The sequence below is a fragment of the Psychrobacter sp. D2 genome (assembly GCF_013608135.1).
GTDB classification, from domain to species: Bacteria; Pseudomonadota; Gammaproteobacteria; order Pseudomonadales; family Moraxellaceae; genus Psychrobacter; species Psychrobacter cryohalolentis.
Window position 1 is genome coordinate 142583 of the sequence record NZ_JACDXZ010000003.1, and the last position, 20982, is coordinate 163564.

The following is a 20982-nucleotide window of genomic DNA, read 5'->3' on the forward strand; positions in this document are numbered from 1 at the left end:
GCAGTAACACAAATGATGTTAAAATAACGATTTGTCCGTATTTTACCTACAGTGTTGCCCGTAATTTCAGCCATATGTTGCCTAAAACGCTATGCTTAATTTTAAAAAGGATGTAAGTCATGATTAACACCAAAATATACAAGTCCGTTTATACCTTGGCTGAAAAGCTACTAGAAGCCGATAGAAAAGGACATCAAGAAGCCTTTAATTGGCTATATAGCGAGTTAAAAGCGATTTGTGTCGATAATGAAAATACCGATAAAGACCATCCAGAGCAATGGGAAACGCTAGCCGACTTCACTGCAGAGTTAGATGAAGCGTTGGTCATTTATGATAAGGCGCTTGAAAAAGCCAAAGCCATCAACTCAAAAGACCATCTGTCATCCATTGCGTTTTCTATGGCAGTTATCCAAGTTGAATTGGGGCAAAAAGAAGCTGCAATTACCAGCCTGCAGAACGCAAAAATTACCGCCAATAAAATCGAAGATAAAGAGTTTAAAGCGGAAATAGATGAATTACTTACCAAATTGTTAGAAGAATAAACAACTCAAACTTTCAATCCGGTGCCAACACAACATCAAATCAATACATTTCTACATTCGTATATTGATACACATCCTGCTATCTTTTTTATGGCAAACTTTGTATATCTATAAATAGGCATAAGCGTTTATATATCAGCAACCGTATAACCACTAAAATAGTTAAAAAAATAAACCATAAGGACGAGTATTAATGAGCGATAAAATCATAGATTTGGGTGCAGGATTTTGGAACATTCGTGGTACGTTTCGTTTAGGCGGTGTGCTGAATATCGGTACACAATGCTCATTGGTTAAACTTGCCTCTGGACGATTTGTTTTTTTAGACAGCTACACCTTGACTGATGACGTGCGAGCGCAAGTGATGGCACTGACTAATAATGGACAAGATGTCGAAGCGGTACTTAATTTGCACCCCTTTCATACTGTCCATTGCGCGCAAATGGCAAAAGACTTTCCGCAAGCTACTTTTTATGGCAGTAGTCGGCATCAGAAAAAAGTACTTGAAGTACAGTGGGCAGACGATTTGGTCGAAAGTGATGCGGTCGCTGAGCGTTATCCTGAGCTTAAGTTCTCATTGTCACAAGGGGTTCACTATATCGCACCTAATGAGATGATTCATGCAGGTTCGCTGCTGGCATTCCATCCTGCCAGTAAAAGCCTACACGTCGATGATACTTTTATGAGTCCACCAACCAAATTGCTAGAAGCAGTGTTATCTGAATTATTGCTACATCCTACTACCAAAAAAGCACTAAAGAATGAGCCGAACGCTGGTAAAGAGTATTGTGATTGGGCAAGTAACTTGGCAGATGACTGGCGCGATGTACGCAACTTTTGCGCAGCACATTCTTATTTAGTTAAATTTAAAGATGGCGAGTTTGAGAAAGCATTATTAAAAGCGATTGCAAAAGCACGACCTAAACTTGAAAACGCGTAATGGTTGATTGTATAGACGCTAAAAAAAGGCTACCAAAATGGGTAGCCTTTTTTAGCGCGAAACCCTGTTTGCAACGTCGGGGTAACTTGTATGGTACTGTCTTGAGTGGCGTTGCTAACCATATCTAAACTTGAGCAACCTGTTAATAACATAACTGCCATAACAGCTGATGCGCTCATTTTGCAAACGCATTTTATAATATGACTCTTTAATAATTTTGAAGTTAATTTAAATAATTTTCACTATAATGGCATAATATTAATCGTAAATTAACAATGATGCTAAGTAGATCACAACATCCTGTCTTATTTAAATTGTCTTTCAAAATAGAGAGAATATGTTATGACAATTATGACAATTATGATAATAATGCTGCAAGCTCATCCTTATTCTCGATAATGTCTGCCAATGTATAGCGTTCAAGCACGGCAATAAATGCTGTCAACGCTTCAGCAAGCACCTGTTTTAGCTGACAGACCGGACTGATAATACAGCCTGAAGCTATGTGACTTACAGTTTCATCAATCAGTTTTAATGACATATCGTTAACGCTAGCGTTCTTTTCATCATTTATTACAGCACTATTAATATCAGCGATCGAGCTGTCCAATGAGTTTGTAGAAAAGCACTCAACCAAAGCAAAATCCGGCTCTATCTTTTTAATCAATTCACCCAAATTAATGTCTTTTGGCGCGTGCGCTAAGCGAATACCGCCATTCTTACCGCGCACACTATCGATATAACCAAGCTGTCCGAGCTGCTGGATAATCTTGGTCAAATGACTTTTAGATATATGATAGCTATTGGCAATATCACTGATATTTGCCAATAACGTCGGCTCGGGCTTAGTCGCCAAATATATTAACGAGCGCAGTGCATAATCACTGTAATTGGTCAATCGCACCTTAAAGTGCTCCTATTTTTAATGGTTTATTCATTTATTCTAAGGGCTGTGCTAGATAAGTAAAGTGATTTAAAACCGCTTTATAAAAAGAAATGGATTGAATGTGGAATAACGCCCTAAGCTTATAGAATCAGTTATTATCCGCTCTCACAAAAACAGTAGAAATCCACTGCTTTTATCGACTTAGACTATTCATGTATAAAAACCATCAGGATTCTAGATGTCTAAAGAGAGAAATAGAAGTTAATGAATGCTATTCTGTCAACAAAAGCATCCTATCGATGTTTATTTTGAAGTGCTTCAACTACAGTAGCTTAGCATAATAATGAGCACCAAAAAGGCAGCTAATACTGCTCGATGAAATTCCAATTAACCAGTATAACAACCTCACCCATATTCGGTTAAATTTGCTACAATACGCCCAATTTTGATTTACTATTTTACTAAGTTTTACATCAACTGATTTTATCAATATATTGAGAGCATGTTATGGGTTTTAATTGCGGCATCGTCGGTCTACCAAACGTGGGTAAATCCACCCTGTTTAACGCCTTGACCAAAGCGGGTATCGCCGCTGAAAACTTTCCATTTTGTACCAAAGATCCCAATACGGGTATCGTTCCTGTACCTGACCCACGCCTAAAGAAACTGGCGGATATCGTTAACCCTGAGCGCGTACTACCAACGACGATGGAATTTGTTGATATCGCAGGTTTGGTCGCTGGTGCGTCAAAAGGCGAAGGCATGGGCAACCAATTCTTAGCCAATATTCGTGAGACCGATGCGATTGCGCACGTGGTACGCTGTTTTGATGACGACAACGTCGTACACGTTGATGGTCGCGTTAGCCCTATCGACGACATCGAGACCATCAATACTGAATTGGCATTAGCCGATTTAGAAGCGGTTGAGCGCGCGATCTTTAACTTGACTAAAAAAGCCAAAGGCGGTGATAAAGACGCTGGCGCCATGCTTGATATCTTTAAAAAAATCGAGCCGCTATTAGCAGAAGGTCAAGCCGCACGCGCCGCCAATCTTGATGCTGATGAGAAAAAATTAATCAGAAGTTATGGTTTAATCACGCTAAAGCCTACCATGTATATCGCTAACGTCTCTGAGGACGGCTTTGAGAATAATCCTTACTTAGATGCCGTACGTAACTATGCGACTGGCGAAGATTCTATCGTTATCGCATTGTGTAACCAAATCGAATCTGAAATTGCCCAGCTTGATGAAGATGATAAAAAAGACTTCTTGGCTGAAATGGACATGCTCGAGGCCGGTCTTGACCAAGTGATTCGCGGTGGTTATGATTTGCTTGATATGCAGACTTACTTTACCGCTGGTGTAAAAGAAGTGCGTGCATGGACAGTCGCTGTTGGCGCAACCGCACCTCAGGCAGCTGGTGTGATTCATACGGATTTTGAGCGTGGCTTTATTCGCGCTGAAGTCATTGCTTATGACGACTTTATCGAACATAACGGCGAAAAAGGTGCTGCTGCTGCCGGTAAATCACGCTTAGAAGGCAAGACTTATATCGTACAAGATGGCGATGTGATGCATTTCCGTTTTAATGTTTAATGCTTAATGCTTAATCTTTAATACTAGACAGCATGTTTACACAGTCTTAGCATAGAACAACCAAAAGCCAGCCTTGATGCTGGCTTTTTTTATTATACTGGGAGCGACAACCGTTAAATAATAAGAATAAAGGATTATGCACTATGATCGCTCCTATCAATAAACCACTTAATAGCCGTAGACATTGGGCAAAACTATTTAGTGCCCAGCGTTTAGGTAGTCATAAAAAAGCCCCTGCTCAAGATACTGCGCGTTCTTCTTTTCATAAAGACTATGACAGATTGGTGTTTTCGCATTCCTTTCGTCAACTTAATCAAAAGACCCAAGTCCATCCATTGACCAATCAATTGGGCATTCATACCCGACTTACACATTCACTAGAGGTTTCTTGCATTGGGCGCTCTTTAGGCATCATGGCAGCCGAGAAGCTACATGACAAACTAGACGGTGGTTTACCTGATGGTGTCACGCCAGCTGATGTGGGTGTGATTATACAAGCGGCGTGCCTCGCCCATGATATCGGCAATCCACCTTTTGGGCATGCGGGAGAGTACGCTATTCGTGACTGGTTTATGCATTCTGAACGTCAAACCATTCTGCAAAATATGAGCAGCAATGAGCAATTAGACTTGCTGGCTTATGAAGGTAATGCTCAAGGATTTCGTATACTTATTTGTAATGAGCATCACCCTGATGCAGGTGGTATGCGCTTGACTTGTGCCACGCTAGGCGCGTTTATGAAATATCCTTGGCTTGCGACGCATAGTAATAATGACACTCAAAGCAGTCATCAAAGTACTCCGCACAGCAGGATATCAGCTAAGGCACAGAAATTTGGCTGCTTTTATAGTGAAGCCGTACAGTTAGAAGAGTTAGCAGCATGCTTGAATCTACCTCGCTCAGAGCAGCATGACGGTTATGCTCGCCATCCCCTCGCCTATTTGTTGGAAGCTGCTGACGATATTTGTTATGCGCTGATAGACTTAGAAGATGGTATCAATCTAAATATGCTTACCTACAATGAGGTGGCTGCTATCTTCTATGAGCTGATTGGCGAGCGTCCTAGCACTATCAGCCTGCCTACACATATGTCCGTCAGGCAGCATCTGGCATCACTACGTGCAAGGGCAATGATGCGATTGGTCAACACCGTCACCGATGCATTTGTTGATAATAGTGATGCGATGCTAGCGGGTACACTGCAAGGCAGTCTATTTACCCATTGTGATGCGACCGTTCAGCACGGTATTACCCAAGCCAAAGAGTTAGCACGTGAAAAAATCTTCAACCACCCAAGTAAAGTGCGCATGGAGCTAATGGCCAATCAATGTCTGCATCGCCTGTTAGATGCTTTTATGCCGTTAACTTGGACAAATGAGACAAGCACACCGATGTCTTTTGAACAACAGCGTTTGCTCATGTTGCTAAAACCACATCTTGATGAGCATCACCGTGTTTTAACAGATAATATTTATCAAAATATGCTCAATGTCTTAGACTTTATAACGGGCATGAACGACCATGAAGCTTATCGATTGGCTCAAGAGCTACAAGGACATTGGGGGACTGTCGTTTAAAAGCGACATTTAAGTGTATTTCATTCGTATTTTTGCAATGAAATGAGTATGATAGACATCTATCAGTTAATTTTGAAATATTATGAGCAGTCGCGAACAAAAAAAACTTCAAACTCGGCACGCTTTTTTTAATGCAGTGCTCGATTTATGTATGACAGGACAATCTTTTAGCTCTATTAGCCTCAGACAAGTCACGCGCGAGGTTGGTGTCGTGCCGACCGCATTTTATCGCCATTTTGATGATATGGAATCGCTCGGTCGCGCTTTGGTGATTGAAGAGCTAGGTGGTACATTAGCCACTTTGAGTGAGAGTTTGCATATTGGACGTAAACGCAGCTTTGAGCGTCAAATCGCCAAAAGTATCCAGCTATTCTTGCATATGGTCAGTGAGCAACCCTACTATTGGCAGTTTTTGGTCAGTGAGCGCTATGGTGGCTCAGACGCCGTCCGTAAAGCCATCAATGAGCTTATCAAACAGCATGGGGGAAGCTTGGCAGACGATTTGGCGTTACAGCCTGCTTTTACCCACATTAATACTTATGATCGTAGACTGCTGGCTGAGGCTGGGGTCAATATGTTCTTCTCTTGGATTATTGATTGGCTAGAGCTGACTTATACTGAAGATCATGATGATGAAGTCGACTTGGCTGAAATTGAACAACGAAAGCAGCTGATGCTACATAATTGTACGCGCCAAGCACAGATGTTGTTTTATGGCGCTTATAATTGGAAATCTACTGAAGAAACTCATTTAAGTGATTAATAAGACATATATTTGGTTGTTTTTGATGATTATCGTTTAGTGATAATCATCAAAAATTCGGTCGAAATGCCCAAAGTCGTTGCGTCACCACGCGAACCTCTTTGGGCTTTTTGTTATCAGAGTTTTTATTATTGATATTGGTATCATCGCTATTATTGCTATTTTCCGTAACATCAGTAGCAGTCTTGCTAATCATTATGGTTGCATAGCGTTGTCTCACCTGACCAACAGTTGCATTATCCGTAGCAGTGATAAGTGCCGTAAAAGCTTGGCTATCAACCGCCAAGAGTGGCGCTAGTACTTTTCGTTGCTTATTATCCAAACTGCTTAATATTGGCAGCTGCCATATCTCATCAATAGATTCGAATACTTGCTTTTCCCGTAGATCAACGATGGTTTGCATTTGCTGGCTAGTCGCGCCGTCGATCAGAGCAGCAAGTATCACCGGACTGGCTGTATTCATATTAATAGGTAAATAATGTGGCACCACTGTGATATAAGGTCGTAGCACTGCCAATACTTCCGCATTGATGCCTTTCACATTTTGTAGCTGATCGATATTGACCAATCGTTGATTGGGTAAATCGCTATCCGCTGAGCTATTAGACTGCTGGTTATAAACCGTACTTTCATCGCCGCCATCTTGATAAATCTCACTGTCTGTATCTTGATAATCAAGAACAGCAATAGCAATATCTGGTGCCAAATTCAATTGGGTTAATAGCCGTTGAAACACTGCCAAAGCATTACTATCAACTGCGCCGTTTTGATATAAATTATTGATATTAAAGCGACTGGCTTCATCACGTATTTCAATGCCAATACTATGTGTGCCCAAGGTATAAGGGGGTACAGGCTTTGCCCAGATATCTTGCGTACTATCAGTGTCATTTAGATTAGCATCGGCACGAATCATCGTAACCGCTAGTTGCTGACCGGCATCGATATCTTGTAAGAGCTGGTTTTGATCAAACAACAAACCGCTGCGTCTAATCGCAATTTTTTGGCTGGCAAGCATCGCCCCTGCAACCACCGTAATACTAACCACTAGTAATAAAATGGTAAGTAGCGCGACACCACGCTGAGAGTCGACTTTCATGGGCATAACTGGCATGCTTGGCATATATTAAATTCCATTCCCTGAATTATTATCTACATTGCCATTGGCTGCATCATTGTTACTTGCGCCATTACTATTGCCGTTGCCGTTGCCGTTGCCGTTGCCGTTAGAATTATCAGGAGTATTATTTTTATTGGCACTATTATTTGGTATTGGCTGCGGAGCAAGCGCCCACTGCCAGGTAATCGGCATATCTTGATAAGTGAAAGTGATAGCAACTCCTTTCGGTAGCAGCACACTCTCAGGCTGAGCAGTGGTTGACGCCGCCCCTTGTCCAAATTGGCTATTCAAGCTGGCATTGTTACTATTACTGTCTTCATTGGGAAACTTTGTACTCATTTCTGGCAGATACGCTTGCCATTGCCCTGCTGTCACCCCTTCAAGCAAGACACTGTCCAAGCTGATGCTATCACTACCTCCGCCTATACTGGCATATTGACGGCGAATCAAACGCTCATCAGCAAAAATATATTCGACATGCTGCATACTAGGACTGCTTTGATATCGAGGATCAAAATCAGCAAAACGGACAAAGCTGATACGCGCACTATCCAAACTCATAAAAGGTTTAGGCATCGGCTGTAGTACATTTTCTTGATTGCTATTATTTGCATTATCAACATTTGAAGCACTGGCACTTTGAGTATTTACTGCTTGATAAGGAACGATTTGCCCCATATCTTGCTGTAGCTGCAGATAAGCATATTGCAAAACGGCTAAATTATCTGCATGGAACTGGGCACGTTCTCGAGCACGGTTGACGCTATCAAACACCTGCCAGCCTGCCACTGCTAGCATCGCAAATATTGCCATGGCGACCATCAGCTCAAGTAAGGTAAATCCATGCTGCGATTTCACAGACTACCTCCATTTGGGTTTGAGCCAGTCAAGTCCAAACTACCTATATCTTGCTTTGAGTTGCTCAGTATCACGTTGATATCATTGACTGCGGTACGCGTCTGACCATCTATGATAGGCGCAACGGCGATATTCACTTTTTTTAATGCTGGCGTTATATCCTGACTCACAGCCATCGTAATTTGCCAGTCGCGACCTTGGGCATTGATTGTTTGGGTACTATTAGCAGTTAGCCAGGTGTCTTGAATACGTAAGTCAGCAGCAGCATTTTGGGCAACAAAATGTGCAAGCGTACGTGTCCGTAATACATCGACCGAGCTTAAATAAGCACTACTGGCACGGCTCGCAGCCACTGCCACAACCGCCAAAATCGCTAAGGCAACCATCACCTCAATCAAGGTAAATCCGCTCTCATGCTTTGTTAGGTTTGGCTTTCGGTTTACATGGTTAGGTTTGGCTCTGTCGTTATTTATCATCGGTTATTGCCCTTGACCTATCGACATACTGCCATCTGGCATAATCGTAATGACCTCACCTACCAGACGCGAATTATGGCGCACTTCAATGGTCACCGGTGTTGCTTGCCCTGTGCCAAACCATAATACTTGCGGCACTGTTTGATCTGTAAACCAAGGTTGCAGTGCTTGGATTTGTCCTCTATTTGACATATTACCAGCATCTAGGCTTTGTATGGCTAAGCTCACCCCAGCAGGCAGCTCAGGCAAAGGAACTTCGGACTCAATTTCCCAGCTTGGTGTTGGTAATTTATCTTTAATCCCACTAGACATACTGGATAAATCGGCAGATAGCTCCATTGAATTCTTAGGCGTACTGTCTCCACTAGAAGACGCCGAGGTATCAGTTTGATAAGCCACATAAGGATTAGATAGAGTGACTATAACCGGAGTTACTTGACCTTGCTTATTGGCTTGCAGACTCAAACCCATCGGCTGCATACGTTCAGCCGATAACAGCCTAACATAACTCAATGAATCCGTCAGATGCTCATAAAAAGCACGATTTTTACGCGATTCACTACTACCTACTGATAAGCTCATCATGCCAGCGAATATAGACAAAATAACGACGACGACAACAATTTCAACCAACGTAAAGCCAGCTTGGGTGTGATGATGTGTCATTGATGATGAGAGTTTTGACATACAGAGGTCATCTAGGATGGCGTCATTCTTTTAAAAATGACGTTATATTGGGTGAGATATAAAACGGGAGAGAGGATTGATCGTATCAAGTAAAGGTTAATGTGCTGCTATATAGCATATAACAACACAGATTTTTATAAAATAACGACTCATGGTTTTCACGTTACAGTAAAAACTTAATAGTTGGTATTGCGATGCTCTTCTGACTCAGTATCAATCTGTTCGACCAATTCCTGCATATCCTCATCCATCACTTCATCCTCAGCCGCCGGGTAATGGCTTGGCAGCTCTAGCATTTGTTGGACAAAGGCATAGCGCAAGGTGTCGCGGCGTCCCAAATAACGCTGATAAAAACTTGAGTTCAACAGCCCTGCACCGCCCTGACCCATTGCCCAGATAGACGATAGATAATCACGCGTGCTTAAGCTACTGTGCTCATCCTTTAGATAAGCACTGATGATATCAATCAAGCGCTTCATGCGCTGACGGCGAATATCATACAGCTCACCAAATAAGCGGTTAAGACCTGTCACTGATGCCGCCAAACGCTCTTCGATTTGATTGAGTAGCATGGCTTTTTGTGGATTAAATAATTGCTGGAAAATCATACGAGCGACGCCTGCTGATGGGCAATCGTCAATACGATTAATCTCAAACAGCTGCTCTTCATAACGAATGATAATACGCAGATAGAGCTCATCTTTACTAGAGAAATGCTTATACAATGTGCCTTTAGCCAAATCAAGCTGGTCTGCCAAGCTGTCTAAAGTGATGTCGCCATCGCCTGACTCAAGTAGCAATTGCTCTGCCATTGCTAAGATATTCTCTTCTCGTACCTTGAATTGATGCTGACGACTCATAACTTCTCCTAAAACTTGACAATATCATGCATATGACCACAGTTCGTATTGGCATATCGGCATTCGGAGTATCAAATACTACAAAGACTGCGCGACGAACACAATAAAGAAATATGCGTATGTTTACTAAATAATCATTTATAATCATGTGCTTATATTTAACGCTGCATGCATAAAACAGCTGCCACTTGCAAGAAATGACTGAGTGGTCATAGCATAACCATTTTAATGATACTGTGCTAGTAAATTCTCAAAGTTTTTTGCAGTCAGTGTACCGACCTCTTCGCTACTGCAGCCATACATCTCTGCAATACAACTGGCGACATAAGGCACGTAAGCTGGTTCATTCGGGCGACCACGTTTGGGGACAGGCGCTAGATAAGGGCTATCTGTTTCGATCAATATCCTGTCTCTTGGCATATTTTTTGCCGCATCTTTGATATTTTGGGCGCTTTTAAAGCTGACAATGCCTGAAAATGAGATGTAAAACCCTAAGTCTAAGGCATGTTTTGCGGTTTCCCAATCTTCGGTGAAACAATGAATAATGCCATGCTCAGCACCTTCTGCTTTTAGAATATCAATCGTATCTTCTTTAGCATCACGCATATGGATGACAAGCGGTTTTTTTAGGCTTTGGCTAGCATGAATATGACGGGCAAGGCTGGCTTGTTGCGCTTTTTTATTTTCTGTCGACCAGTAATAATCAAGTCCCGTCTCCCCTATTGCCCACACATGGTCAGCGCTAGCCGTTTCTATCAAACGTTCAACGGTTGCAGATTGTAAAACGCTGATATCTTCACAAGGATGTATACCAACGCTCATGCCAAGATTGAGCATTTCATCGCCATAAATCTTGACGATATTGGCAATCTCATCATATTCAGCAAAATCACACATAATTGCCATCGCGCGAGTGACATTGGCTTCTTTCATCGCGGCAATTGCGCCAGACAATTGACCATCGTATTTGGTCAAATCTAAACGGTTAAGATGGCAGTGGCTATCGGTAAACATAAACAATCTCGTTATAGTCATTTTTAAAAATTATTGGGATAAAAATTTCAATTTGTATGGTATTTATTGTTTTGAAGCGGGCACTTTTCAAGCACTGCTTAACAAACTTACTTTTAATGCAATGGCATCTTTTAATATAGCGGCTCTCTACTAATGCAAAGGTACCACGCGCATCACCTCTTCCATGGTCGTTACCCCTTCACTAATACGCTTCGCACCCGATAGGCGTAATGGCTGTACCCCTTCACGGTATGCTTGCTGCTTTAATACATCCAGATTGGCATCAGCAGCGACCAGTTTTTTCAACTCATTTGATAATGGCATAATCTCATAAAGACCAATACGACCTTGATAACCAGTATGGCGGCAATGCTCGCAACCCTGTGCCTTATAAATCTGCGCTGGCACGGACGCGCGCCACGGCTGTACTAATTCTTGCCATTGAATGGCAATCTCGCTATCTAAGGTCACGTCCACGGCTTGCTTACAATGTGGACATAATGTCCGTAATAAACGTTGTGCCATGATGCCCAAGATAGTCGCTGACGTCAAAAAAGGCTGAATACCCAAATCGTGCAGTCGAGTAATTGAGCTTGGTGCATCATTGGTATGCAAGGTTGAGAGCACCAAATGTCCTGTCAAAGACGCTTGTACTGCCATATTAGCCGTTTCAGCATCACGAATCTCACCAACCATAATAATATCAGGGTCTTGGCGCATCAAAGAGCGAATACCATCAGCGAAATGTAAATCAACCCCTGGATTGACCTGCATTTGATTAAAGGCAGGTTCAATCATTTCAATCGGATCTTCAATAGTACAGACATTGACTTGCTCAGTGGCGAGCTGCTTGAGCGTACTATATAAAGTGGTCGTTTTACCCGAACCCGTCGGACCGGTAACCAATATAATGCCATTTGGATGCGCTGTCAGCTCGTGCCAAGTCTCCAGCTGCTTACCTGACAAACCAAGCTGAGCAAAGGAGCGTACTAGTACCTCAGGGTCAAATACCCGCATAACCAACTTTTCACCAAAGGCAGTCGGCATCGTGGATAAACGCAGCTCCGTCTCTAAGCCTTTTGGTGTACGTGTTTTTAGTCGCCCGTCTTGTGGTTTGCGTTTTTCTGCAACATTGAGCCGTCCCAAGATTTTAATACGTGCCGTTACCGCCACTATAATAGCGAGTGGCATCTCATAAACACTATGCAGCACCCCATCAATGCGAAAACGCACCTTGCCCGTCTCACGACGTGGCTCTAAATGGATATCACTGGCGCGCTGCTCAAAGGCATATTGCAACAACCAATCGACGACTTTGACAATATGTTGGTCATTGGCATCGGGGTTGGTATTGTCCCCTAGCTGTAATAGTGCTTCAACATTAGTGATATCAGATGCGGCACGTTTATGTAGTGAGTTCGCCCCTGCAATCGCTTGCGTGACTTGGTAAAATTCTTGCCGATAGCGATTGATTTGTTCAGGATTAATAAAGACTGTACGATAGCTTTTTGACTTAATGAGCTTTTCAATATTGCTATGCCAATCGGTATAAAACGGTTGATCAGTACCGATAACCACCTCATCAAGCGTCACTTCAATCGGTAAAATATGCTGCGAGCGCGCATACTCAAACGACATCAGCTGCGTCACCGCCGGTACATCGACCTTTAACGGGTCAATACGCACCAGCGGCATATCTGCTTTGGCAGCCAACCATTGATTGAGCCATGCCAAAGTTAATTTATTTTCAGTATTATTATCAAGTGCATGACTATTAGGCAGACCAAACTCACTTATAGTCAATAGCGGATGCTGACCCTTACTGCGGCGGCTGGTAATGACGAGATTATAACCCCGTTGGTCTATCACTCGATCTGACAGCAACTCATCAAGGCACCAACGCAAATCAATTACTATCGAATACTGTTGAGCAGGCATATTTTTTCTTCTTTTATGGTTTAAAGCATTTGCGCAATGTCGATATTCATCTTACCTATTAGACTATATTGTGTCGATATCCGTTATCTGTAATTCACCTGAACCTATCAATTGAAAACTCACATCAATAGATTTATAGCGCATGATAAATGAAGTATTAACCTCTTTCTGGCGATAAGCAGGGCGTGGGTCTTGTGCTATCAACGCTTTAATATTATCAAGATCAGGCATAAGCAATTGTTTTTGCATTTTATGAATGACCGATTTTACCGTTGCTTTTTCATTGTGAGCTATTTTTTCTGCTTCATTGTGAATATGTTGCTTGTCTATAATTTGCACAAACTGCTCATAGGCAACTTTAGTGACAGTCACCTCCAACAAATGCGGCGCAGAGGGCGCAAAACCGCTTTGTGCATCAGGTAACGCATCACTATAAGCCACATAAGGCTTGATATCGATGATTGGCGTACCATCTATCATATCAGCACCGCTAATGATAAGTAGCACCCGTCCTTCTACAATCTCAATAGCTTCAAGCTTAACCACAGACAATCCAAGCGCTGAGGGTCGATACATACTGCGACTGGCAAACACGCCTATCTTTTGATTGCCGCCCAAACGCGGCGGTCGCACTTGCGCACGAAAGCTGCTATCCGCTTTATTAGCCTGTTTATCTTTATACAAATAGTTGTGATGAAACTGCCAGCTGACCCAGATATGGCTAAAATCTTCCAAACCAACAAACGCAGCTGGCGTATCATAAGGCGCAATCATCTCAATCACGCTGGTCAATGCAACCAGATTTGGCTGTCTTGGCGCGCCAAACTTCTGTGAAAGCGGCGCACGATGGTAGCCGATAATTGGTGCTATATGATTACTCAATGAAGAAGCAGTCTGACAAGACATAAATCAAATCCAAAAAACAGGGTTTTATAGTTCCACATAAGTGCTATACAAGCCATCTGTGACTAATTATAGATAATAACTCACTAACGATATTCCATTTTATCATGCTATACCAAAGCCGCTTGACGGATTTTTATTTTAAAGTTTGTTATGATGAGCGAGAAATTTATTGAGAATGGCTTGCATTCATCATTAATGGCTTAAAAATCGCGGTCATGCGCGCCGCATCACCTTATAACGCCGAATAATAATGTTAAAATAACAGAGTGATGGCTTCATTAGCATTGATAGCATTCATCTTCTATTAAAATTTTGCACCATTTTGACTTTATCATGAAAAATGGGTATTCAGCATTTATTTAGATTGATACAGATTACCACTTACTAACGAGGAATTTATGTCAAAACTTCGCACCGAAACGGTTACAGAGGTTCATCATTGGAATGATGCACTATTTAGCATCAAAACCACACGCGACGACGGCTTGCGCTTTCGCAATGGCGAGTTTGCGATGATTGGTTTGGTCGTTGATGGCAAGCCGTTGCTGCGCGCTTACTCGATTGCCAGTCCTAACTATGAAGAGCATTTGGAGTTTTTCTCCATTAAAGTGCAAGACGGTCCTTTAACGTCGCGTTTGCAACATATCAAAGTTGGTGATGAGCTATTGGTCAGTAAAAAACCAACGGGCACTTTGGTATTAGATGATCTATTACCGGGTAAAAACCTTTATATGCTCTCAACCGGTACAGGTGTTGCCCCATTTTTAGCATTGGCACGTGACCCTGAAGTCTACGAGCGTTTCGAAAAGGTCATATTAGTGCATGGTGTGCGCGGTATTAGTGACTTGGCTTATCGTGACATGTTCGAAAACGAGCTGCCGAATGATGAAATTTTTGGTGAAGATTTCCGTAAGAAATTCATCTACTACCCAACGGTCACTCGCGAAGAATTTAGAAACACTGGTCGTATTACCGACTTGATGAAATCTGGCAAATTTTTTGAAGATATCGGACTGCCTCCGATGAACAAGGAAGATGATCGCGTCCTAATCTGCGGTAGTATGCCATTTAACGCTGAAGTCTCAGCTATTTTGAATGATTTTGGTCTAACAGTCTCACCACGTATGGGTGTGCAGGCAGATTATGCGGTTGAACGCGCTTTCGTTGGTTAAAATCTAAACTTTTATTCAAAATACAATAAATAATTCTTGACGCTCAAAAATAGGCTGCTATAATACGCAGCCTATACAGAGATAACCCTGTAGCCCAATTCGATAATGTTTGCAGTATATAAACATTATCGCCTAACACGCCGGTGTGATGGAATTGGTAGACATGACGGATTCAAAATCCGTTGCCTTTAAAAGCGTGTCGGTTCGAGTCCGACCACCGGTACCATATAAAGTAAGGCTTACAGCGATTGTAAGCCTTTTTTATTGCCTGCAATTTATTGTTCTCTATAAAAAAGTAATCAAATAGTAATCCTCTTCCGAACTACTAAGCCAAATCTGCTACCGAGCAATACTCAGCACTTCAAAAATTAGGCAAATAAAAAGAGCTCCACCGAGTGGTAGGGCTCTCTTTTTTAGATATGGTCAATCAAGCGTATTTACTATTGCGTATGCTGCTTAGACAATCGATGTTTAATAAATACACTAATGATAATAATTGCGGCAAGCAGTAAGAAAATTTTAGAATAAGGCGCTAACATAGTCTCAATAACTTCGTAGTTTTTGCCCAAGTAAAATCCTGCTAGAGTCAATATTGTCGTCCAAATGCTAGAACCTAAAGCTGTTAACACTAAGAAAGAAACAATCGACATTTTATTCATCCCTGCAGGAATGGAGATCAGTGAGCGAATACCAGGCACCATTCGTCCAAAGAAGACAGCTTTTTTTCCATGCTTATCGAACCAAGCATTGGATGATAAAACATCTTCAGACTTAATAAACGCGTATTTACCGTACTTTTCAGTAAATATTACTAGGCGTTCTTTATTAAATAAAGCTCCCAAATAATAGAGAGGCAGTGCACCAAGAACGCTGCCAAACGTACCCGTTAGTATAACTAAAAATATATTTAAATCGCCTCTTGCTGCTGCAAAACCCGCCGCTGGCATAATAAGCTCAGACGGTATAGGCGGAAAAACATTTTCGGCAAACATAGCAAAAATAATACCTAGGTAGCCAAACTTTGCCATTATTGCCAGTACCCACTCACTCATTTGATGCATTAAATTTACCTTACACTCTTAATAATTGATTAGTTATCGGACGCTGCGTATCGCAAGTTACCAGCAACTCGCCGTGCCCACCCTTTCCCAAAGCTTAACCAACCGCGAAGACCTGTATAAAACTCAATACGCTCTGCATTAAATAAAAACACCACATCATTTTTATCCATTGCTGCGACTGTAGATAAAGTACGAGGTCCAATCAAACCATCTGCGCTGGCACCCACTGCGCGTTGTAAAAACTTAACGGCTTGTCTGTTACCATGATTGTAGGCTGCGTCAGTCAGTTGCCATGCAATCAAGCGGTCTAACTGATCGCCTTTTACTGCTTTATAGTATGACTTTTCAGTGATTTCTTTGGCAAGGGATTTTGGTAGCTTGCGCATGTCACCAAAATAACCGTGCGCTTGCGCTACTCGCTTAGTGACGCCGTACATTGTCTCACCACCCGGATCGTTTGGGTGATTGACGTAACCACCCTCATGATCCATCAATCTATTAAAAATCATGTCGTAGATACCCATACATTTCACCTTTTTATAGCCGTAAAAAAGCCCCAAACAGGGGCTGTATTTCAATTGTTTTTGCAATTCTGTCGATAGTGTTTTTTTATTAGCATTAATGAACCGTATACCGTCACCACACAACCAAAAAACAGAATTGACGCTGCCATCACTGGTCTGCCTGACATTCCGACTAGGCAGCCAACGATAACAACCATCGTGCCGCTATAAACATAGCGACAGTTAGTGTTAATCACTTTGTTTGATACAAAGTTGATTATGACCATTAGTATCCCGATAACCGCCCAGATAATCATGTTTTACCCCCTAGCCCAAAGCGAGCTTTTACGATAGTGGGTATGATCTGAATCAAGTGCGGCGCAACAAATGCGACACCGCCCACCCATAGCGGCGTTAATAGATTAAGAGCACCTTCGTCATGCAGCACCCATAAAAATGCTGCAAAGCCGCCTGTTAAGCAGATAAGTAATCTTAACCACGGTCTAATCTCAGCACTTTTCAAATCATCAGGCGTTGGATATAAAGCGCCAATAATAGAGCCAAGCCACCAACACGCAATGCAAGCACCGATAATCAATGACGTTTGGTGTGTTTGCGCCAGCTTTTCGATAAAATCTGTAACGATGACCGGTTGATCTGCCGCTTGCGCTTCGGCTGCATTAGCGTTACGCATAGCGATTAATAGCGGATAACTAAGTAAGATAAATAACCGCCAAGTTAGCGCCCATAATGTTTTGAGCATAGTCCACCCACCTTTGTTTGTTTAATTTGCATACGCCTTTCCTCAAATTTTAGATAATAAAAAACCACTCGAGTGAGTGGCTATTGACCTGCTAATGCTTTGCTTTCTTGCAGCTGCTTAATGAACGCATCAAACATTGCTTCTTGTGATTCCGGTATGGTTGCATTGACTGTGCCAGTGTTTGATCTTAGCTCTACTACTATGGTTTTTGGTGGTGCGCTTGCACTGGTAGGTGCTTGCTGTCTAGTGTCCGGCACTGTGTTGCTATTAGAGTCGCCTTTACTTCGTCTATACTTCATGTTGTTAGCCGAATAACTCTCAGCCTGTCTATCAACAGCAGCTTGGACACGATTCATATCGCGAGCGTAATCCGCCATGCTTGCCCATTTATAACCATCGACAAATCCCATGCTTCTCATGAGCTTTTGATATGATTCATCGGTGGTTTCTGCTGTGCCACTCAACTGATTTAAGGCGCTAATCTTGCCTTTAATAACTTCTGTTGCTCGCTGCATGACTGCTAAACTAGAGCTTTCACTCTTAGTGTTGGCATCATTAGCAAACTTAGCGTTCCACGTCGATGTTGATTGCTCTTGTCTGGCGGCTGTGTTTTCTCTGATAGCAGACGTTGCTCTAGTAGCTGACTGCTCAACTGCATTTAGTGATCCGCTAAAACCAAGTGCTGCGTCTTGATTGTTATACCAAGTCTGCAAAGTTGAATCACCGCTAGTTTTAATCTTGCTATAAATACCATCTAGCGCCTCGCTTAACTGCCCAGCATTTGCCTGACCGCTTTTTTTAACTAACTCATAGTTAGCAATAGCAGCTTTGGCTTGTTTATCAGCCTCCACTTGACTAATGATACCCAGCTCTTTAAATGCTCTCGCTGTTTCATCTAGCAAAGCAGGGGATTTTTCTAACTTGCCATTAATGGCATCAATACCCATCTCGACTTGGTGCGTTGCCAGTTTACCGTCTTGACCAAACTGGACGTATAATCGCCTAACTTCGTCAATCTCCGCCTGACTTTTAGCGCCTTCAAGTAGTTTTGCAAGGCTTGCAGATAGCAAGTCACCAGCATTTAAACCCTCAGCTGTCAGCTCGCCATAACCATCAGCAACACGTTTTACAGCCTCAGCATTACGGTCAAAAGCGCTCGATACTTTATTAAGCGCCTCGTTTACATCAATCCCTAAGCCTTTAGCCGCTGTTAACGCAAAGTCTTTTAGTGAACGACTGGATTCGTCTGTAGCGCCCTTAATACCGCCAAACGCCTCAACCGATACTTGCCCTGCTTCGTCAACGGTTGCTATATAATTTTGAGTGGCTAACTTAAGTAGCGCCGTACTACTTAATACACCGCCATTGGCATCAGCCGCTTTTTGTGCAAATTCTTGCGCTGCCTCTAACTTTGACTGCTCAAGCGCTATTTGGTTTTTGGCAGATTCAGTCTCTTTTATTGTAACTTCATCTATTTGTTTTAACAGTCCAGCAATGCGAGCTGTTGAACCGTTCTTACGTGCTTCCTCGACCTGCTGTTCAAGTGCTATTCGCTGCGCCGCATAATCCTGCTCATTTAAAACAAAGTCTTGATAGGCTTGTGTTTTATCGTCAAAAGTATCTTTTAAATTGGCTAGAGTTTCAGCATTAACTTGCGCCTCGGTCTTGCTCAGATCCTCGATGGCTGCAAGCCCTTTTGACTTAAATTCAAGCGCAGCCTCACTCGCCTCGCTATACATTTGCTGTGCTTTAACACCCATAGCTTGCATGTTCGCGATGGCTTCGTCTTTCCATGATCCTGTGACAAAGTTAGATTTAAGCTGATACCATGCCGCCGCCATATCATAAAATGCGCCTGATATTAACTTTGAGGCAATCGTGACCCCTGCAAAACCGTCGCTGATAAACCCTAACGCAACACTAACCGCTTGAATAGCTTTGGTAAATCCAGCAGTGTTTGATTCGGCGTCAGTCAAGCCGCTATTAAAATCAAACAGCATGCCTAGCGTAAAGTCTAAGTTATCGCCTATATCGCCGATCATTTCACCTGCTGCTGACACCAAATTTTTCAGCGTAGTGTAGGCAGCCTCAAACGCCTGTTTCATTGCAACAATAGTACCAGTGTCGATATTATCTATCTGGTCGCCTACCCATGAAATACCCTCGCCCACATCAGCAAGGACTTCATCGAGCATGCCCATGCTATCGCCAAGTGCGCTTAGCCACTCAGCAACTTTACTGGACGCACCGCTATCTTGGTCAAACTCACCAATCAATATCGCCCATTGCGTCTGTATCTTTTGCAGTGCCTTACCGATAGTTAATGGTAGTTTTTCATAATCAGCTTCAATAGCGGCAGATTGTTCTTGTAGTGCAGATATGACCGTATTAGCGGATAGCTTGCCCTCTGCTGCCATGCCTCGCAATTCACCAGTGGTAACACCTAATGATGCAGCGAGCGCCTTACTGATACCTGGCGCTTGCTCCATGATGCTATTGAACTCGTCCCCTCTGAGAACGCCGGCCGAAAGGCTCTGCGTGAGTTGGATGATTGCCGCTTCGTTTGATGCAGCCGCACCGCCGCCTAACTGAATAGCCTGAGTAATGGTCTTAGTTAAATCAAGGCTCTGCTCTTGCGTCATGCCCAATTCTTTACCAGCATCATTGATTTTGGTAAATAGTTGAGTGGTCGCTAATAGATTTGAGTTGGTGGCTAATGCAACATCCTTAACGCCTTGCATCGCCCCTTCAAAATTGCCAGTTTCACCAACGGCAATATTGATACGCCCTGCCATGTTGCTATATTCATCAGCGATATTTGCAAGCTCTTTAGCACCAAAGCCGACACCCAAAGCCGCCATTGCAGCGCCTAACTTGCTAATGGCAAACTTTGATTTATCAATGCCTGTGGTGTTTGAATCAAAATTAATGAGGTAATCTAGGTCAGCCATAGTCGTCTCTTATTTTAGGCAATAAAAAACCCTCAATTAAGAGGGTTTGTTTAGATCGGAATTACTTATTTAATGGTCAAGACCGCATTGCGAGCAAGTACGCTTACCGCCTATCTTTTTGGTAAACATGTGCCAAATCATAGTAATCACTAAGAATATAAGCCATAAAAAGCCTGTGATAATTATCAACACTAAGTACATCAACCAACTTAATTTTTTAGTTTCTTTGTAGTGCATTGTTTTCTTTTGACAGTTTGGACAAAACACCAAACTTTGCTCAATAACTTTAGCCATATTATTGCTCGCTTTACAATCGCTATAAGGTGCTGCCAATTACCCAGCGTGAGTCACTTTCGGTAGTGAGCC

The 20982-nt window shown here is 42.5% G+C and carries 20 protein-coding genes and 1 tRNA gene; 7 read left to right on the plus strand and 14 right to left on the minus strand.

Going from position 1 to position 20982, the window contains the following annotated elements:
* The first annotated feature begins 119 nt into the window (after positions 1–119).
* The gene (locus tag H0262_RS05290; protein WP_149491744.1) at positions 120–542 is read left to right on the plus strand and encodes a tetratricopeptide repeat protein; all 423 of its coding nucleotides are present in this window, start codon (positions 120–122) and stop codon (positions 540–542) included.
* Between the two features lie 193 nt (positions 543–735).
* On the plus strand, positions 736–1482 hold the full coding sequence (locus tag H0262_RS05295; RefSeq protein WP_181209958.1) for a hypothetical protein: 747 nt from the start codon (positions 736–738) through the stop codon (positions 1480–1482).
* Positions 1483–1511: 29 nt separating this feature from the next.
* On the opposite strand, the gene H0262_RS05300 is transcribed toward H0262_RS05295, so the two are convergent.
* Positions 1512–1661 (minus strand): hypothetical protein, encoded by a 150-nt coding sequence (locus H0262_RS05300; protein ID WP_181209959.1) that lies wholly within the window; start codon positions 1659–1661, stop codon positions 1512–1514.
* 179 nt (positions 1662–1840) lie between these two features.
* Entirely contained in the window at positions 1841–2386 is a 546-nt protein-coding gene (locus H0262_RS05305; RefSeq protein ID WP_020443671.1) for an Rrf2 family transcriptional regulator, read from the minus strand.
* Positions 2387–2875: 489 nt separating this feature from the next.
* Here H0262_RS05305 and ychF point away from each other — a divergent pair, with 489 nt between their 5' ends.
* From ychF to H0262_RS05320, 3 genes are all read left to right on the plus strand, one after another.
* Entirely contained in the window at positions 2876–3967 is a 1092-nt protein-coding gene (gene ychF / locus H0262_RS05310; protein WP_011513855.1) for a redox-regulated ATPase YchF, read from the plus strand.
* Positions 3968–4110: 143 nt separating this feature from the next.
* Positions 4111–5544 carry a deoxyguanosinetriphosphate triphosphohydrolase gene (locus H0262_RS05315; protein ID WP_181209960.1) on the plus strand — a complete coding sequence of 478 codons (1434 nt, stop codon included), beginning with the start codon at positions 4111–4113 and terminating at the stop codon, positions 5542–5544.
* 82 nt (positions 5545–5626) lie between these two features.
* On the plus strand, positions 5627–6307 hold the full coding sequence (locus H0262_RS05320) for a TetR family transcriptional regulator (protein ID WP_011513857.1): 681 nt from the start codon (positions 5627–5629) through the stop codon (positions 6305–6307).
* 49 nt (positions 6308–6356) lie between these two features.
* Here the strand turns inward: H0262_RS05320 and gspK are convergent, their stop codons facing one another.
* From gspK to tsaA, 8 genes are all read right to left on the minus strand, one after another.
* A complete protein-coding gene (gene gspK, locus H0262_RS05325) occupies positions 6357–7430 on the minus strand; it encodes a type II secretion system minor pseudopilin GspK (RefSeq protein WP_181209961.1) in 1074 nt (357 codons plus the stop codon).
* Positions 7431–7433: 3 nt separating this feature from the next.
* The gene (gene gspJ, locus H0262_RS05330; RefSeq protein ID WP_181209962.1) at positions 7434–8285 is read right to left on the minus strand and encodes a type II secretion system minor pseudopilin GspJ; all 852 of its coding nucleotides are present in this window, start codon (positions 8283–8285) and stop codon (positions 7434–7436) included.
* Positions 8282–8761: a type II secretion system minor pseudopilin GspI gene (gene gspI / locus H0262_RS05335; protein WP_181209963.1), complete on the minus strand. Its 480-nt coding sequence runs from the start codon at positions 8759–8761 to the stop codon at positions 8282–8284. The genes gspJ and gspI overlap by 4 nt, the downstream gene beginning before the upstream one ends.
* A 3-nt stretch (positions 8762–8764) precedes the next feature.
* A complete protein-coding gene (locus H0262_RS05340; RefSeq protein WP_181209964.1) occupies positions 8765–9448 on the minus strand; it encodes a prepilin-type N-terminal cleavage/methylation domain-containing protein in 684 nt (227 codons plus the stop codon).
* Positions 9449–9624: 176 nt separating this feature from the next.
* A complete protein-coding gene (locus H0262_RS05345; protein WP_011513862.1) occupies positions 9625–10308 on the minus strand; it encodes a TetR/AcrR family transcriptional regulator in 684 nt (227 codons plus the stop codon).
* 225 nt (positions 10309–10533) lie between these two features.
* On the minus strand, positions 10534–11322 hold the full coding sequence (locus tag H0262_RS05350; protein WP_181209965.1) for a TatD family hydrolase: 789 nt from the start codon (positions 11320–11322) through the stop codon (positions 10534–10536).
* Positions 11323–11472: 150 nt separating this feature from the next.
* Entirely contained in the window at positions 11473–13260 is a 1788-nt protein-coding gene (locus H0262_RS05355; RefSeq protein ID WP_181209966.1) for a GspE/PulE family protein, read from the minus strand.
* 63 nt (positions 13261–13323) lie between these two features.
* On the minus strand, positions 13324–14166 hold the full coding sequence (tsaA, locus tag H0262_RS05360; protein ID WP_181209967.1) for a tRNA (N6-threonylcarbamoyladenosine(37)-N6)-methyltransferase TrmO: 843 nt from the start codon (positions 14164–14166) through the stop codon (positions 13324–13326).
* Positions 14167–14564: 398 nt separating this feature from the next.
* On the opposite strand from tsaA, the gene H0262_RS05365 reads away from it, so the two are divergent.
* Positions 14565–15338: a ferredoxin--NADP reductase gene (locus H0262_RS05365; protein WP_011513866.1), complete on the plus strand. Its 774-nt coding sequence runs from the start codon at positions 14565–14567 to the stop codon at positions 15336–15338.
* 139 nt (positions 15339–15477) lie between these two features.
* A tRNA-Leu gene (locus H0262_RS05370) sits at positions 15478–15564 on the plus strand.
* A gap of 214 nt (positions 15565–15778) precedes the next feature.
* On the opposite strand, the gene H0262_RS05375 is transcribed toward H0262_RS05370, so the two are convergent.
* The 4 genes from H0262_RS05375 to H0262_RS05390 all read right to left on the minus strand — a co-directional run bounded on the left by H0262_RS05375 (position 15779) and on the right by H0262_RS05390 (position 20616).
* Positions 15779–16399 (minus strand): DedA family protein, encoded by a 621-nt coding sequence (locus tag H0262_RS05375; protein ID WP_181209968.1) that lies wholly within the window; start codon positions 16397–16399, stop codon positions 15779–15781.
* 29 nt (positions 16400–16428) lie between these two features.
* Positions 16429–16923, minus strand: coding sequence for a glycoside hydrolase family 108 protein (locus tag H0262_RS05380; RefSeq protein WP_181209969.1), 495 nt, complete (start codon positions 16921–16923; stop codon positions 16429–16431).
* Between the two features lie 292 nt (positions 16924–17215).
* Positions 17216–17665, minus strand: a complete 450-nt coding sequence (locus tag H0262_RS05385) for a hypothetical protein (RefSeq protein WP_181209970.1) — start codon at positions 17663–17665, stop codon at positions 17216–17218.
* Positions 17666–17745: 80 nt separating this feature from the next.
* Complete coding sequence (locus H0262_RS05390) at positions 17746–20616, minus strand: tape measure protein (protein WP_181209971.1); 2871 nt, start codon at positions 20614–20616, stop codon at positions 17746–17748.
* Between the last annotated feature and the right edge of the window lie 366 nt (positions 20617–20982).